This is a genomic window from Type-C symbiont of Plautia stali (assembly GCF_059730935.1).
In genome coordinates this window covers 1983369-1997777 of sequence record NZ_AP035923.1, presented here as the reverse complement: position 1 = coordinate 1997777, position 14409 = coordinate 1983369, and the positions used below count along the sequence as shown (strand labels likewise).

The following is a 14409-nucleotide window of genomic DNA, read 5'->3' as shown; positions in this document are numbered from 1 at the left end:
AAAAAACCCGCTGCGGCGGGTTTTTTTATGCTGCGGCTATTCAGGCGTGAGGCAGTTGTGAACCGTAAATGGCGTTTAGCGAGCCGTCATTAATCGCCTGTTTATAGTGCTTGCGGCACACAGAGATATAGCGCTCATTACCACCGATCACCACCTGCTCCCCTTCGCTGAACGGTTTACCCTGCGCATCCAGCCTTAACACCATGCTGGCTTTGCGTCCACAGTGACACACGGTTTTCAATTCCACCAGCTTATCGGCCCAGGCCAGTAAATACTGACTGCCGGTAAATAACTCACCGCGAAAGTCGGTACGCAGACCATAACACAGCACCGGAATATCCAGATTATCTACCACGTCCGACAGGGCTTTCACCTGCTCCCGCGTCAGAAACTGGCTCTCATCCACCAGTACACAGTGAACCGTTTGCTTCGCGTGCTGTTCCGCTATTTCACTTTCCAGGCTGGTCTGCGCGTTATATAAAAAAGCCGGAGACGAAAGACCAATACGCGAGCTGACTTTTCCAGCGCCGAAGCGGTCGTCAATTTCCGCGGTATACACCAGCGTACGCATGCCGCGCTCATGGTAATTGTAGGATGACTGCAGCAGTGCGGTGGATTTTCCCGCGTTCATCGCTGAGTAATAAAAATAGAGTTGCGCCATAAAATATCTCTTGTCACTGCCCGAAACTGTTGCGCGTGAGTCTATCATAAAGCTGCTGCACTGTTGCGATGCATTATTTTTATCAACTGCTCAAATTAACGCCATCGTCATAGATCAGCGGCATCGTGATCAACATTCGCACGTTATGTCAAAGCCGCCATCATGCAGCAATTTTATTCAGTATTAATAGCGCTGATGCCCCGGCGAAAGGCGCGCAGCGGTATTTATCCCTGCAAAACCTGTGCTATCAAATCTATAAAAAGAATAATAAATAGCGACTTAAAAAGCTTAACAACATTAACTTTACGTTTTGCTTTTTAATCTGGCTATTGCAGTTATTTTTCGCCGCCACTATTATGAGGCGGCAGAACAACTCCATTTATTATATTTTGAGATTAGGACAATGAGCGAAGCACTTAAAATTCTTAATAATATCCGTACATTGCGCGCGCAGGCTCGGGAATGCTCTCTGGAAACACTGGAAGAGATGCTGGAAAAACTTGAGGTTGTGGTGAATGAACGTCGTGAAGAAGAATCTCTTGCCCAGGCGGAAAATGCCGAGCGCAGCCGTAAGCTGGAACAATATCGTGAAATGCTGATGGCAGACGGTATTGATCCAAACGAACTGCTGCAGGCATTAGCGGAAACCAAAGCGCCAGGTAAAGCCAAACGTGCGGCACGTCCGGCGAAGTATGGTTACGTCGACGAGAACGGTGAGAACCGTACCTGGACCGGCCAGGGACGTACGCCAGCCGTGATTAAAAAAGCGATTGAAGAACAAGGTAAACAACTGGACGATTTCCTGCTGTAAGGAACCAGTGCTTCGCAGCATGCCAGGCCTGGCGCTGTGCTCTGTTTTACACCGGGTAAGAAAAAAGGAAGCCGCTGGCTTCCTTTTTTTATCGCGATTTATTGCTGATAGAAGTCGCGGTACCAGTCAACAAAACGCTGCACGCCCTGCTCTACGCTGGTCTGCGGGCGGAAATTTATCGCGTCATACAGCGGCTGGGTGTCTGCACTGGTGCCTAATACATCGCCGGGCTGCATCGGCAGCATATTTTTCTTCGCCTCAATCCCCAGCGCTTTTTCCAGCGACTCAATGTAAGTCATCAGGCTGGTAGGCTGACTATTGCCAATATTGTAGACACGATACGGTGCCGAACTGGTGGCAGGCGAGCCGTTTTCCACCGTCCAGTTTTCATCTGCCTGCGGAATCACGTCCTGCAAACGCACAATCGCTTCGGCAATATCATCAATATAGGTAAAGTCACGTGTCATCTGGCCGCGGTTATACACATCGATCGCGTCACCGGCCAGCATCGCGCGGGTGAACTTAAACAGCGCCATATCAGGACGGCCCCACGGACCATAAACGGTAAAGAAACGCAATCCGGTGGTGGGTAATTGGTAAAGGTGTGAATAGGTATGCGACATTAATTCGTTGGCTTTTTTCGTCGCAGCATAAAGTGATACCGGATGATCAACGGAATCATCCGTGGAGAACGGCATTTTACGGTTCAGGCCATAAACCGAACTCGATGAAGCATACAGCAGGTGGCCAATCTTATGATGACGGCAACCTTCCAGAATATTTAAGTGACCAATCAGGTTGGCATCAGCGTAGGCGTGCGGATTCTCGATGGAATAGCGAACCCCTGCCTGTGCGCCTAAATGGATCACGCGCGCAAAAGCATGCTGTTCAAACAGGGAAGAAATGGCCTGGCGATCCGCCAGGTCCATTTTAAGGAAAGTAAACGCGGGATGTGCGGTAATCTGGTCGAGGCGCGCCTGTTTCAGGCTGACATCGTAGTAATCATTCAGGTTATCGATACCAACAACCTGGTGACCGGCAGCCAGCAAACGCTGACTAACGTGAAAACCAATAAATCCTGCCGCGCCGGTGACCAGAAAATTCATACATCCCTCATTTATTACACAATTTGAATAGACGCTCCGCGGCCGATTGCATAATAAACGAAACCGCGTTTGCTGATACGCTCCGGATCATACAGGTTACGACCATCAAAAATCACGGGTTGTTTTAACGAGGATTTAATCACGTCGAAATCCGGAGCACGGAAGTTCTGCCACTCGGTGCAGATCACCAGACCATCAGCGCCCTGCAGCGCAGCTTCTTTAGTGCCGCACAGCTTCAGATCGTCACGATGGCCGTAGATGCGCTGGGCTTCTTCCATCGCTTCCGGATCAAACGCCTGCACCGTTGCGCCCGCCTGCCACAGTGCTTCCATCAGCACGCGGCTTGAGGCTTCACGCATGTCGTCGGTGTTCGGTTTGAACGCCAGACCCCACAGCGCAAACGTCTTGCCACGCAGATCGTCGCCAAAGTGACGTTTAATAAACGTCGGCAGCTTGTTCTTCTGCGAATCGTTGACGTCTTCTACCGCCTGCAACAGGCGCGGGGTGTAGCCGATTGACTCTGCAGTGCGAATCAGCGCCTGCACGTCTTTCGGGAAGCAGGAACCGCCGTAACCACAGCCCGGATAAATAAAGTGATAACCGATGCGTGAATCAGAACCGATGCCCTGACGTACTTTTTCCACGTCAGCACCCAGGCGTTCCGCAAGGTTGGAAATCTCGTTCATGAAGCTGATTTTGGTTGCCAGCATGCAGTTAGCTGCATATTTGGTCAGCTCTGCACTGCGGATATCCATCAGAATCATGCGATCGTGATTACGGTTAAACGGCTCGTACAGTTCACGCAGCAGTTCGACCACCTCATCATTGTCGGTGCCCACCACGATACGTTCCGGACGCATGCAATCGTTAACTGCGGCGCCCTCTTTCAGGAACTCCGGGTTGGAGACCACATCGAACGCGATATTGGCATCACGCTGCTTCAGCGTTTCGCTCATCACCGCGCGCACGCGGTCAGCGGTGCCTACCGGTACGGTAGATTTGTCGATGACGACTTTGTGATCGTTCATGTGCTGCGCGATAGTACGCGCAACCGCAGTCACATATTTCAGGTCGGCAGAGCCATCCTCATCCGGCGGCGTGCCCACAGCAATAAACTGCATTACGCCATGGTTTACGCCCTCTTCTGCGTTGGTGCTGAATTTCAGACGCCCCGCTTCATAGTTCGACATAACCAGCGGCGTCAGGCCCGGTTCAAAAATTGGGATGATGCCCTTTTTCAGGTTTTCGACTTTCTTTTCGTCGACATCAATACAGAGAACGTCATGTCCGACTTCGGCTAACACCGCAGCCTGAACCAGACCGACATAGCCGATACCAAATACAGTGACTTTCATTGAATTATCCTGTGCTTAATGAATTACTTTTTGTTGCCTGCAACGCCGTCGAGCCACTGAGCGAAATCTTTGCCCAGCACCGGATGACGCACGCCATACTCAACAAAAGCTTGCATATAACCCAGTTTGTTACCGCAGTCGTGGCTCACGCCGGTCAGGTGGTAAGCTTCTACGGTCTCTTTTTCCATCAGCATGGCGATGGAGTCGGTCAGCTGCACTTCGCCGCCGGCACCCGGAGGGGTCTTCGCCAGCAGAGGCCAGATGTCCGCAGACAGCACGTAACGACCGACTACCGCCAGGTTAGATGGCGCTTCCGAGGCTTTTGGCTTCTCAACCACGCCCACCATCGGTGCGCTCTGGCCCGGTGCCAGCTCTGCGCCCTGGCAGTCAACCACGCCGTAAGCGGTGACATCGGCAACTGGCTCAACCATGATCTGGCTGCGACCGCTCTCTTCAAAGCGCGTCAGCATTTCTGCCAGGTTATCTTTGGTTGGGTTAGATTCGTACTCATCAATAATCACGTCTGGCAGAATCACCGCGACTGGCTCATCACCGACCAGCGGATGAGCACACATCACGGCGTGACCGAGGCCCTTGGCGATACCCTGACGTACCTGCATGATGGTGACGTGTGGCGGGCAGATGGACTGGATTTCATCCAGCAGCTGACGCTTCACGCGTTTTTCCAGCATCGCTTCCAGTTCGAAACTGGTATCAAAATGGTTTTCGATGGAGTTTTTAGAGGAGTGCGTAACCAGCACGATCTCATTAATACCCGCAGCAATACACTCGTTCACGACATACTGGATCAACGGCTTATCGACCAGCGGTAACATCTCTTTTGGAATAGCTTTGGTGGCAGGCAGCATACGCGTACCCAGACCTGCAACCGGGATTACCGCTTTTTTTACTTTAGACTTATAGGCAGACATCAAATACCTCTCTTAATAGGCCGTTCAAGTTAATACTTGATATGTCGGTTTAAAAACGAAATGAGTATATCAGTTAGTGTCAGACGGATTTATCCTGGATGGAGTTAATCCGCGGAATTTAAGACTATTACCCAAGTGTAAAGCTAAGCTTTGGCCCTGTCTTTAACCCGCGGAAAATATAAATCTGAGTGGCTATTCTTCGGACGATAACATCAGGCGAAGCCGGCCGCCGGCTCCCCAGACGTGACATTGCCAGGCATCGGCGCGCTGGCTGATTTGATTAAGATGGGTGCTGCCCATAGTGCCAAGCGGCACACCGTTACTGAGCTGGATTTGCTGAGTATTGATGTGCAGCGTGGCATTCAGACCGGCTGAAACCAGAATCAGATTTTTCAACTGACGATGATAGTAGCCCACCAGCAGCGGGAACTGACCGTTCAGGTTGGCCTGACGCAACAGCATATTCACCTGACGCAGCAGACCATTGAGTTCCGGCAGACGCTGCTTTTGCCCGGACAGTTGCTCCTGCAATAAACCGTTAAACAGTGCTCTGAGCAATAATGCAGCCAGCACGCCGTTGTCGCCGGCACGCGTCACGTCCAGGCAATAAAACGCCAGATCTTTGTCCGACAGCGCGGCAATATCCAGCACCAGTCCCGGCTGTTCCGCCATGGTGAGTTGACGGTAGTTTATGCGGCAGCTGGCGATGGTTTGCTGGACTGGCGGTTGCAGCTGTTTGAGCAGCTTGGCGGCAGCGAGCGGATCGCGTACCAGGGCATCCCAGTCCTGAAAGAGCTGTTCATCTTCTTCCACTTTTGAGGTGAACATCGAAGGATAGAGGCACTCAAACACCGCTTCACGGAAACGTTCCAGGTTTTTTAGCGGCTTGAGCAGCACGTCCTGCACGCCAAGGCGCAGCACGTGGGCAATATCGGCCATGTTCTGCGTGGCGGAGATGATCAGGATGGGCACGCTATTACCACGTGTACGAATTCGCTCGACAAACTCAATACCGCCCATGCGCGGCATTTCCAGATCGCAAATGACCAGGTCCACCGACTGCGCGGCGAGTAAATTCAGGCCGTCGAGTCCGTCGCCCGCTTCGAACGTGCTGGCTCCAAGGCCAGTTAACAATGTGTCCAGCAATGAACGGAAAACGACCTCATCTTCGACAATGAGTATCTTTTTGCCGATTAGCGGTTTTTCCATTCTCTCCCCCTGCGTACCAGATATTTCAATAGTGGTTCATAAAACGCCGTTGCGCCTTTCAGAATTGGCTGAAGTCACAACCCCCGTGAATGAACAACTGATTATCTGCTACGGACCAGCGGTAATAGTTCATCCATTTTTTTCTCCACGGCGGCCTTGCCTGCCGCAATGGCCTCTTCAGCCCGATGAAAGTCCAGCGTTGAAATCTGCGGACAAAAAGGCTGAATCAGCACATCCGGCGGATCGCCTGCCATACGGTTACGTTTCAGGCGATTTTCCAATACCTGGATTGACGTTGACATAATTTCCATCGCGCCTGGAGACTGGCTGGCGCGCCGATGGGTCAACCCCATCAGACGCTGGCGCAGTTTTTTGCCCCAGCTCAGTGCTTCTGCCGCTGCCGCCTCTTCACCGCTCTGCGGCGTGACCGACAGCAGATCCTGCTGCATCAGGTGCGCATCATGTTGCAGGTCAACGGCAATCACTATGTCAGCGCCCAGCGCGCGGGTTAGCGAAATCGGCACCGGATTGACCACCGCACCATCCACAAGCCAATAACCATTGTAGCCAACCGGAGGCAATAAGCCTGGCATACTACACGATGCACGCACCGCCTGGTGCAAATCACCTTCGGTCAGCCACAGCTCGCGTCCGGTGCTGAGGTTGGTTGCCACCACGCCAAAGCGCTTATCCGCGTCTTCGATGAGCTCGTTAGGGATCAGCTGACGGATATGGCTAAACACCCGGTCGCCGCGCAGCAGGCCGCCACGCTGCCATGAGAGATCCATCAGACGGATAACATCCCAGTAGCGAAATGCGCTGACCCACTTCTCCATTAACGCCAGCCGGCCGTTGACGTAGGCAGAACCCACCAGTGCGCCGACGGAACAGCCGGCGACGACATCCACCTCAATACCGGCGCGCTCCAGCGCGTTGATAACACCGATATGCGCCCAGCCTTTGGCAGCGCCCGACCCCAGGGCCAGCCCAATCCTGACTTTTCTCATCTCACCTCGTGATCAACCTGATGCGTAGCTTCACGCTGGCCAGTCGGCTAACATAGCGCACACTTTCATTAACTTTAATCACTCTCAGGAGATGATGTGTCCGAAAAGTGCCCCTGCTGCAGCGGAGAGCAGTATAGCCTATGTTGTCAGCCCTTTCTGAACGGGCAACAAACGCCACAGCGCGCTGAACAGTTAATGCGCTCGCGTTACAGCGCTTACGTTAAGCAAAACGCCGCCTGGCTGGTAGAAACCTGGCATCCCAGCCAGCGCGTGGCCGGACTGGAGACGCTATTATCCGAAAGTTTCGCCACCACCGAATGGCTTGGCCTGAATGTAACCCGTTGTAATCACGGAAGCCATGAGAATGAAGCCTTCGTCACTTTTTTTGCGCGTTATCTCGAAAAAGGCCGTACCTGCAGCCTGTATGAATGTTCACGCTTTCTTCGCGAGGATCAACGCTGGTACTATGTCGACGGAACAACGCCGGAGTTAGGGCGTAACGATCGCTGTCCTTGTGGCTCCGATAAAAAATACAAAAAATGTTGTGGCTAATCTGGACAGATGCCCAACAGCTTCACCATTCATCGCTTTGACAGGACTCTGATCGAGATGCAAGCGCAAACCATGCAACGAAAAGTTTTACGGACCATTTGCCCCGATGCTAAAGGTCTGATCGCCAAGATCACCAACATTTGCTACAAGCACGAACTGAACATTGTGCAGAACAATGAGTTCGTCGATCACCGTACCGGGCGCTTTTTCATGCGCACAGAGCTGGAAGGCATTTTCAACGACAACACGCTGCTGGCTGACCTCGACAGCGCGCTGCCGACCGGTTCGGTACGTGAACTGCATAGCGCCGGACGTCGCCGCGTGGTGATTCTGGTCACCAAAGAGGCGCATTGCCTGGGCGATCTGCTGATGAAGAGCGCCTTTGGTGGTCTGGATATGGAAATCGCCGCCGTTATTGGTAACCATGAAACGCTGCGTTCGCTGGTCGAGCGTTTTGACATCCCGTTCGTGCTGGTCAGCCATGAAGGCCTGACGCGCGAAGAGCACGATAACCGCATGGCGGATGAGATCGATCGCTATCAGCCGGATTACGTGGTGCTGGCGAAATATATGCGCGTGCTGACGCCGGCGTTTGTACAGCGTTATCCCAACCAGATCATCAATATTCACCACTCGTTCCTGCCCGCTTTCATTGGCGCCCGTCCTTATCATCAGGCCTATGAGCGCGGTGTGAAGATCATCGGTGCCACCGCGCACTACGTGAACGACAATCTGGATGAAGGCCCGATCATCATGCAGGACGTGATTAATGTCGATCACAGCTATACCGCTGAAGAGATGATGCGTGCCGGACGCGACGTGGAAAAGAATGTACTGAGCCGCGCGCTGTACAAAGTGCTGGGCCAGCGCGTATTTGTTTACGGCAACCGCACGATCATTCTTTAACCACCGCGGCGCTGATTTGCGCAACTCTTCAGCGCCACGCGTAAAAAGTGGGCAAACGATTGAGTTTTTTACTGCGGGCGCTTTACAGACTGAACGCATTTGGTATGATGCGCCCCGCTTTCAGGCATAAAGATTCAGGCCAGTGGCGGGATTCCCGAGCGGCCAAAGGGAGCAGACTGTAAATCTGCCGTCATCGACTTCGAAGGTTCGAATCCTTCTCCCGCCACCATCTGAATCCATTCTGTGCCTGAATCTTCTGAGCTTCATATCCCTGGCGGGATTCCCGAGCGGCCAAAGGGAGCAGACTGTAAATCTGCCGTCATCGACTTCGAAGGTTCGAATCCTTCTCCCGCCACCATTTCATGCTGCACATCTCCTCCAGTTGTCATATGAATTCAGGCAATGCCTGGTCGCCATCAATGGCGCCCCTACAGTGATACGGACTCAAGTGTTACCCATGTGACCGGTTTGTAGGGTGCGCATTAATGCGCACCGGGTCAAGCGCACGAGGTGAGCCGCTTGCGGCGAATAATCCTTCTCCCGCCACCCTTTCATGCTGCACTTTTCACCAGACCGACATCTGAATTTACGCGATGCCAGGCCGGCATCAATGGCGCCCCTACAGTGATACGGACTCAAGTGTTACCCATGTGACCGGTTTATATTCTCATCGTCCCAGTTGTCACCCGGATTGTAGGGTGCGCATTAATGCGCACCTGGATATTCACATCAACGCCCCAGGCTGAACGGCATCGCCTGTCTTACCCCGCTATCCTGCGTCTCCCACCACAAATCACCTGCGTGCTGCCTCTCGCTCTTATCGGCACGCTCTTATGACGCAAGCCATGACTTTTGCCGCAAACCTGGTTACCATCGCCGCAACCTTTTGCGACGAAAAATGGCAGCGAAATGAAATTTGTCTCTTTTAACATCAACGGTTTGCGCGCACGCCCTCATCAGCTGGCGGCGCTGGTTGAACAGCATCAACCGGATGTCATCGGCCTGCAGGAAACCAAAGTGCACGATGACATGTTCCCGCTGGAAGAGGTCAGCAAGCTCGGTTACAACGTGTTTTATCACGGCCAGAAAGGCCATTACGGCGTGGCGCTGCTGACCAAAACGCAGCCGGTGGCAGTTCGACGCGGTTTTCCTGATGACGGCGAAGATTCCCAGCGACGTCTGATCATGGCAGAAATTCCCAGCCCGATTGGCGATATCACCGTCATCAACGGTTACTTCCCGCAGGGGGAAAGCCGTGACCATCCCATCAAGTTCCCGGCTAAAGAGAAGTTTTATCGCGACCTGCAAAGCTATCTTGAGCAGCAACTGGCGGCCGACAAGCCGGTGCTGATCATGGGCGATATGAACATCAGCAGTACCGACCTGGACATTGGTATTGGTGAAGAGAACCGCAAGCGCTGGCTGCGCACCGGCAAATGCTCTTTCCTGCCGGAAGAGCGCGAATGGATGGACCGTTTGCTGCAGTGGGGGCTGGTCGATACGTGGCGTGAGAAAAACCCGGAAACCGCCGATCGCTTCTCGTGGTTCGACTATCGCTCCAAAGGATTTGATGACAACCGCGGTCTGCGCATCGATCTGCTGCTGGCCAGCCCACCGCTGGCATCACGCTGCATCGATAGCGGTATCGACTACGACATTCGCAGTATGGACAAACCGTCCGATCACGCGCCAGTGTGGTCCAGTTTCAAGCTGTAACTGAACAGCGTGGCGCCTGCGCGCCACGCCCGCTTATTTAATGATTTTCCAAATCAGCGGATTGGTGCCCAGCACTTTTTCGTCACGCGCACACTGCAGCAGTACGCCTTCCGCTTTTACAACCGCACCTTCAGAATAGCTGCGGTTTTCATAGATACAGCACTGCAGGCAGTTGTTCTGCTGGCGATTCTGCCCCTGCGTCCACACTTCCGGCGGCATATCCACCACCACATCGGTATTGCCCATTTGCGCGGGCTCCGGCTGGCGATTAGCCAGCGCGGCATGGCTGCACAGCAGCAGCCCACTCAGCAACAGCGTTGCGTAACGCATTATTCCGTCTCCTTCGTTTTGCGCCGGGGCGTTTTGCCTTTACTGCGCGTCTTCGCTCCGGTCGCGGCTAATCCACGAAAAGCCTGCAGCGACGGCCTCTGGCGCGCCTCACCGATCAAACCAATTAAGGTACTGACCAGCGGCTGCATAAACTCATCATAGCGACAGGCTTTTTCACTGATGCCGGTAAGCGTTGACTCCCAGTGCGCCGTCATATCCGGCCGCGCGGCCATCTCAGGTAACGCATGAATCAGCGCCCTGCCCGCCTCGGTTGAGTGAATATAGCGACCTTTTTTCACCAGAAATGTACGGCGGAACAGCAATTCTATGATGCCGGCGCGCGTCGCTTCCGTTCCTAAACCATCGGTCGCACGCAGCACTTTCTTTAATTCTTTATCCTGCACAAAGCGGGCAATACCGGTCATGGCCGACAGCAGTGTGGCGTCGGTGAACGGCCGCGGCGGCTGGGTTTGCTTCGCCAGCACCTCACCACGCTCACACAACAGCTCATCGCCTTTACTCACCACCGGCAGCGGCGTGCCGTCATTCTCTTCATCGCGCTCTTTACTGCCCAGCAGCGCACGCCAGCCGGCTTCGGCAAGAAAACGTGCTTTGGCAACGAACCTGCCACCGCCGATATCGAGGTCGATGACGCATTTGCGAAATACCGCGTCGGGACAAAACTGCATCAGATACTGGCGCGCAATCAGACCGTAAATATTGGCTTCATTGTCGCTCAGGTTCACCTTGCTGGCGCGCGCCGTAGGAACGATGGCATGGTGCGCATCCACTTTTTTATCGTCCCAGCAGCGATTTTTCTGATCCGCATTGAAATCCGCCGGCAGCGACACGTCCGGCTGATGCGCCTGAATGGCGTTCAGCACCGCATGACGTCCGGCAAAATGTTCGTCCGGCAGATAGCGGCTGTCCGAACGCGGATACGTGATCAGCTTATGGGTTTCATACAAACGCTGACAGCAGTCCAGTACCGTCTGGGCACTCAGGCCAAAACGCTTTGCCGCCTCGATTTGCAGGCTGGAGAGAGAAAATGGCAGCGGCGCCGTTTCTGACTCCCGCTTATCGTTGTAACCGGTAACCCACGCCGGTTTGCCGTTGATACGTTCAAGCACGTGGTCAGCGAGAGGACGATGCAGCAAACGGCCCTCGTCATCCTGCCACGGTTCACAGGCATCGCTGGGGATCCAGCTGGCAACGAAGCGCTCCTCTTTCGGGGTGACGATGTGCGCCTTCACTTCGAAGTAATCCTTCGGCACAAAGTTTTCGATCTCTTCATCGCGCCTCACCACCAGCCCCAGCACCGGCGTCTGAACGCGTCCCACCGAGAGCACGCCGTCGTAACCGGCGTTGCGGCCCAGCAGCGTCCAGGCGCGCGTCATGTTGATGCCATACAGCCAGTCAGCGCGCGCCCGGGCCAGCGCCGAGACGCACAGCGGAATGAATTCACGGTTCTCGCGCAAACGGCTCACCGCGCGCTCGACCGCCGCAGGGTTGAGGTCGTTAATCAGACAGCGCTGCACCTGCTGGCGCTTTTCAGCCGGCAGCTGCAGATAATCGAGCACTTCGTCGACCAGCAGTTGTCCTTCGCGATCCGGGTCACCGGCGTGCACCACCACGCTGGCCTGCTGCAGTAAGCCCTCGATCACTTTGAGCTGCTTCGCTACCGACGGGCGCGGCTGCAGGCGCCATTTATCCGGGATGATGGGTAAATCCGCCAGATTCCAGCGCGCATAGCGGCTGTCATAGCTGTCAGGCTGCGCCTGCTCCAGCAGATGCCCGACACACCAGGTCACAACCTGGTCATTACCACAGGCAATATAGCCGTCGCCACGTCGATGCGGTTTGGGTAGCACATCGGCGATGGCGCGTGCCAGACTGGGTTTTTCAGCAATAAACAAACGCATGAATGGCGTCGTTCCTTTACGTCAGGTGACTACAGTAATCAGTGGATGGGCGTGGTCGGCCGGCAGAAGTGTGCCAATCGCCGTGGCCTCAACGCCAGCCTGCGCGGCGCACGCGCGAAACGCCGCCACAGCGTCAGGCTGTACCGCCACCAGCAGCCCGCCGGAAGTTTGCGGATCGCACAGCAGTGCGCGCGTGGCCTCGTCCATGGCAGAAATGTGCTCGCCGTAGCTGGCGAAGTTGCGGCTGGTGCCGCCCGGCACCGCGCCGGCCGCAATGTACTGGTCCACGCCGGGCAGACGCGGTACCTGTGCGGCCTGCACGTGTGCGCGCAGGCCGGAGCCCAGACAGATTTCACTCAGGTGCCCCAGCAGACCAAAGCCGGTGACATCGGTCATGGCGCTGACGCCGGGCAGTTTAGCAAATTCCGCCCCTGCGCTATTGAGCTGGCACATCACCTGCGCCGCCAGCGTCTGATGCTCCGCACGCAGCAGCCCTTTTTTCTCTGCGGTAGTCAGAATACCGATGCCGAGCGGTTTGGTGAGGAACAGCTCGCAGCCCGCCTGCGCAGCGCTGTTCTTTTTCACGCGCGCTACGTCAACGATGCCGGTAACGGCAAGGCCAAAAATCGGTTCCGGCGCATCAATTGAGTGACCACCCGCCAGCGCGATGCCGGCCGCCTGGCAGGCCGCGCGACCGCCTTCAATCACCTGCTGTGCCACCTTCGCATCCAGCACATTAACCGGCCAGCCGAGAATAGCGATGGCCATGATCGGTTTGCCGCCCATGGCGTAAATATCACTGATGGCGTTGGTGGCCGCGATACGGCCAAAGGTGTGCGGATCGTCAACGATGGGCATAAAGAAGTCAGTGGTGCTGACCACCGCCGTGCCGTTGCCAAGATCGTACACGGCAGCATCGTCACGGGTTTCATTCCCGACCAGCAGTTGCGGATCGTGAAAGGCAGCCAGTTCGCTGTGCAGAATGGTCTCAAGCACCTGAGGTGAAATTTTACAGCCGCAGCCAGCGCCGTGGCTGTATTGCGTCAAACGAAGCGGTTCGCTCATGGCGGGTTCCTTGTGCGCTGAACAGAGAGGGCTATGTTAGCCTGGCAGCCCGCTGCTGGTAAGCGCTGTCGCAGCTAAGCGCGATCTTTCGCACAGCGACTGTGCAATCAGTGTCGTTGCATGCACCTTGCCGCAGAAACCCGCTGCTGTCTGTCAGAAATAACTGACAAAAGCCTCGCTATCGGGCGCAACCACGGTGGTATTCGCTTTCAGCTGCGGCGTTCCGAGGTAGAGGAAACCCACAATCGCATCCTGCTCGCGGCAGCCAAAGGAGGCGCGTACCTGCGGATGATCGGTCCACGGCCCGCTGCGCCAGATGCCGTTAAAGCCCTGCGCGACGGCCGCCATTTGCATCGCCATCACCGCGCAACCCGCGGACACGACCTGCTCCCAGCGCGGCACTTTGGCGGAGGCTTCGCAGTGCGCGACAACGGTGATGATCATCGGCGCGCGGAATGGTGACGTCCGGGCCTTCTCGATAGCTTTGTCATCCAGCTGGCTGTCGCGTGCGGCCTGCTCCAGCAGATGGCTGAAGCGTTCGCGCCCCTCATTTTCAATGATGATGAAGCGCCACGGCTGCAGCGTTCCATGATCCGGTGCGCGCATACCCGCGTGCAGAATATTCTGCAGCACCTCACCGGCCGGTGCCGGCTCGGTCAGACGCGACGCTGAACGACGGTTTATCAGTAATTCCAGAGCATCCATCTTGATTCTCCCGTGATTAACAAAGCGTGGGCTAATCCTGGCACAGCGCGATCTTTTGTAACAGTCTGGCGCGATTTCCTGCTGACTTTTCGCACGCTGCTCTTTAGGATGAACCCGACATCGGGGCAGACC

At 55.1% G+C, this 14409-nt stretch carries 14 protein-coding genes and 2 tRNA genes; 6 read left to right on the top strand and 10 right to left on the bottom strand.

Annotation, left to right across the window (positions count from 1 at the left end; all coding sequences use genetic code 11):
* Positions 1 to 40: 40 nt before the first annotated feature.
* Positions 41 to 661: a thymidine kinase gene (tdk, locus tag AC6I7J_RS09365; protein WP_159378125.1), complete on the bottom strand. Its 621-nt coding sequence runs from the start codon at positions 659 to 661 to the stop codon at positions 41 to 43.
* 403 nt (positions 662 to 1064) lie between these two features.
* Between tdk and hns the strand changes: the two genes are divergently transcribed.
* Positions 1065 to 1472 (top strand): histone-like nucleoid-structuring protein H-NS, encoded by a 408-nt coding sequence (hns, locus tag AC6I7J_RS09360; RefSeq protein ID WP_031280215.1) that lies wholly within the window; start codon positions 1065 to 1067, stop codon positions 1470 to 1472.
* Between the two features lie 98 nt (positions 1473 to 1570).
* Here hns and AC6I7J_RS09355 read toward each other — a convergent pair whose 3' ends face one another.
* From AC6I7J_RS09355 to rssA, 5 genes are all read right to left on the bottom strand, one after another.
* Positions 1571 to 2578: an NAD-dependent epimerase gene (locus AC6I7J_RS09355; RefSeq protein ID WP_058757710.1), complete on the bottom strand. Its 1008-nt coding sequence runs from the start codon at positions 2576 to 2578 to the stop codon at positions 1571 to 1573.
* Positions 2579 to 2592: 14 nt separating this feature from the next.
* Positions 2593 to 3933: a UDP-glucose dehydrogenase family protein gene (locus AC6I7J_RS09350; protein ID WP_021510077.1), complete on the bottom strand. Its 1341-nt coding sequence runs from the start codon at positions 3931 to 3933 to the stop codon at positions 2593 to 2595.
* 23 nt (positions 3934 to 3956) lie between these two features.
* Positions 3957 to 4865, bottom strand: coding sequence for a UTP--glucose-1-phosphate uridylyltransferase GalU (gene galU / locus AC6I7J_RS09345; protein ID WP_021510076.1), 909 nt, complete (start codon positions 4863 to 4865; stop codon positions 3957 to 3959).
* 192 nt (positions 4866 to 5057) lie between these two features.
* A complete protein-coding gene (gene rssB, locus AC6I7J_RS09340; protein WP_021510075.1) occupies positions 5058 to 6074 on the bottom strand; it encodes a two-component system response regulator RssB in 1017 nt (338 codons plus the stop codon).
* A gap of 101 nt (positions 6075 to 6175) precedes the next feature.
* Positions 6176 to 7081, bottom strand: a complete 906-nt coding sequence (gene rssA / locus AC6I7J_RS09335; protein WP_021510074.1) for a patatin-like phospholipase RssA — start codon at positions 7079 to 7081, stop codon at positions 6176 to 6178.
* A gap of 96 nt (positions 7082 to 7177) precedes the next feature.
* On the opposite strand from rssA, the gene AC6I7J_RS09330 reads away from it, so the two are divergent.
* From AC6I7J_RS09330 to xthA, 5 genes are all read left to right on the top strand, one after another.
* Complete coding sequence (locus tag AC6I7J_RS09330) at positions 7178 to 7633, top strand: YchJ family protein (RefSeq protein ID WP_040679954.1); 456 nt, start codon at positions 7178 to 7180, stop codon at positions 7631 to 7633.
* A gap of 57 nt (positions 7634 to 7690) precedes the next feature.
* Positions 7691 to 8539, top strand: coding sequence for a formyltetrahydrofolate deformylase (gene purU / locus AC6I7J_RS09325; RefSeq protein WP_031280214.1), 849 nt, complete (start codon positions 7691 to 7693; stop codon positions 8537 to 8539).
* Between the two features lie 144 nt (positions 8540 to 8683).
* Positions 8684 to 8768, top strand: a tRNA-Tyr gene (locus tag AC6I7J_RS09320).
* Between the two features lie 44 nt (positions 8769 to 8812).
* Positions 8813 to 8897, top strand: a tRNA-Tyr gene (locus AC6I7J_RS09315).
* A 551-nt stretch (positions 8898 to 9448) separates the two neighbouring features.
* Entirely contained in the window at positions 9449 to 10255 is an 807-nt protein-coding gene (gene xthA / locus AC6I7J_RS09310) for an exodeoxyribonuclease III (protein WP_104189042.1), read from the top strand.
* Between the two features lie 33 nt (positions 10256 to 10288).
* Here the strand turns inward: xthA and AC6I7J_RS09305 are convergent, their stop codons facing one another.
* The 4 genes from AC6I7J_RS09305 to AC6I7J_RS09290 form a co-directional block, all read right to left on the bottom strand.
* Positions 10289 to 10585, bottom strand: a complete 297-nt coding sequence (locus AC6I7J_RS09305) for a YnjH family protein (RefSeq protein WP_348878954.1) — start codon at positions 10583 to 10585, stop codon at positions 10289 to 10291.
* A complete protein-coding gene (locus AC6I7J_RS09300; RefSeq protein WP_498007190.1) occupies positions 10585 to 12507 on the bottom strand; it encodes a DNA topoisomerase III in 1923 nt (640 codons plus the stop codon). Before AC6I7J_RS09300 ends, AC6I7J_RS09305 begins: the two co-directional genes overlap by 1 nt.
* 21 nt (positions 12508 to 12528) lie before the next feature.
* Positions 12529 to 13572, bottom strand: a complete 1044-nt coding sequence (gene selD / locus AC6I7J_RS09295; RefSeq protein ID WP_498007189.1) for a selenide, water dikinase SelD — start codon at positions 13570 to 13572, stop codon at positions 12529 to 12531.
* Between the two features lie 153 nt (positions 13573 to 13725).
* Positions 13726 to 14277 (bottom strand): NAD(P)H nitroreductase, encoded by a 552-nt coding sequence (locus tag AC6I7J_RS09290; RefSeq protein WP_394517417.1) that lies wholly within the window; start codon positions 14275 to 14277, stop codon positions 13726 to 13728.
* Between the last annotated feature and the right edge of the window lie 132 nt (positions 14278 to 14409).

What these genes read in the sequence shown, in the direction of transcription:
- hns (WP_031280215.1), top strand. Translation starts at nt 1,065, where the DNA reads ATGAGCGAAGCACTTAAAATTCTTAATAATATCCGTACATTGCGCGCG.
- xthA (WP_104189042.1), top strand. Translation starts at nt 9,449, where the DNA reads ATGAAATTTGTCTCTTTTAACATCAACGGTTTGCGCGCACGCCCTCAT.
- AC6I7J_RS09355 (WP_058757710.1), bottom strand. Translation starts at nt 2,578, where the DNA reads ATGAATTTTCTGGTCACCGGCGCGGCAGGATTTATTGGTTTTCACGTT.
- purU (WP_031280214.1), top strand. Translation starts at nt 7,691, where the DNA reads ATGCAAGCGCAAACCATGCAACGAAAAGTTTTACGGACCATTTGCCCC.
- selD (WP_498007189.1), bottom strand. Translation starts at nt 13,572, where the DNA reads ATGAGCGAACCGCTTCGTTTGACGCAATACAGCCACGGCGCTGGCTGC.
- AC6I7J_RS09305 (WP_348878954.1), bottom strand. Translation starts at nt 10,585, where the DNA reads ATGCGTTACGCAACGCTGTTGCTGAGTGGGCTGCTGCTGTGCAGCCAT.
- AC6I7J_RS09300 (WP_498007190.1), bottom strand. Translation starts at nt 12,507, where the DNA reads ATGCGTTTGTTTATTGCTGAAAAACCCAGTCTGGCACGCGCCATCGCC.
- galU (WP_021510076.1), bottom strand. Translation starts at nt 4,865, where the DNA reads ATGTCTGCCTATAAGTCTAAAGTAAAAAAAGCGGTAATCCCGGTTGCA.
- AC6I7J_RS09350 (WP_021510077.1), bottom strand. Translation starts at nt 3,933, where the DNA reads ATGAAAGTCACTGTATTTGGTATCGGCTATGTCGGTCTGGTTCAGGCT.
- rssA (WP_021510074.1), bottom strand. Translation starts at nt 7,081, where the DNA reads ATGAGAAAAGTCAGGATTGGGCTGGCCCTGGGGTCGGGCGCTGCCAAA.
- rssB (WP_021510075.1), bottom strand. Translation starts at nt 6,074, where the DNA reads ATGGAAAAACCGCTAATCGGCAAAAAGATACTCATTGTCGAAGATGAG.
- tdk (WP_159378125.1), bottom strand. Translation starts at nt 661, where the DNA reads ATGGCGCAACTCTATTTTTATTACTCAGCGATGAACGCGGGAAAATCC.
- AC6I7J_RS09290 (WP_394517417.1), bottom strand. Translation starts at nt 14,277, where the DNA reads ATGGATGCTCTGGAATTACTGATAAACCGTCGTTCAGCGTCGCGTCTG.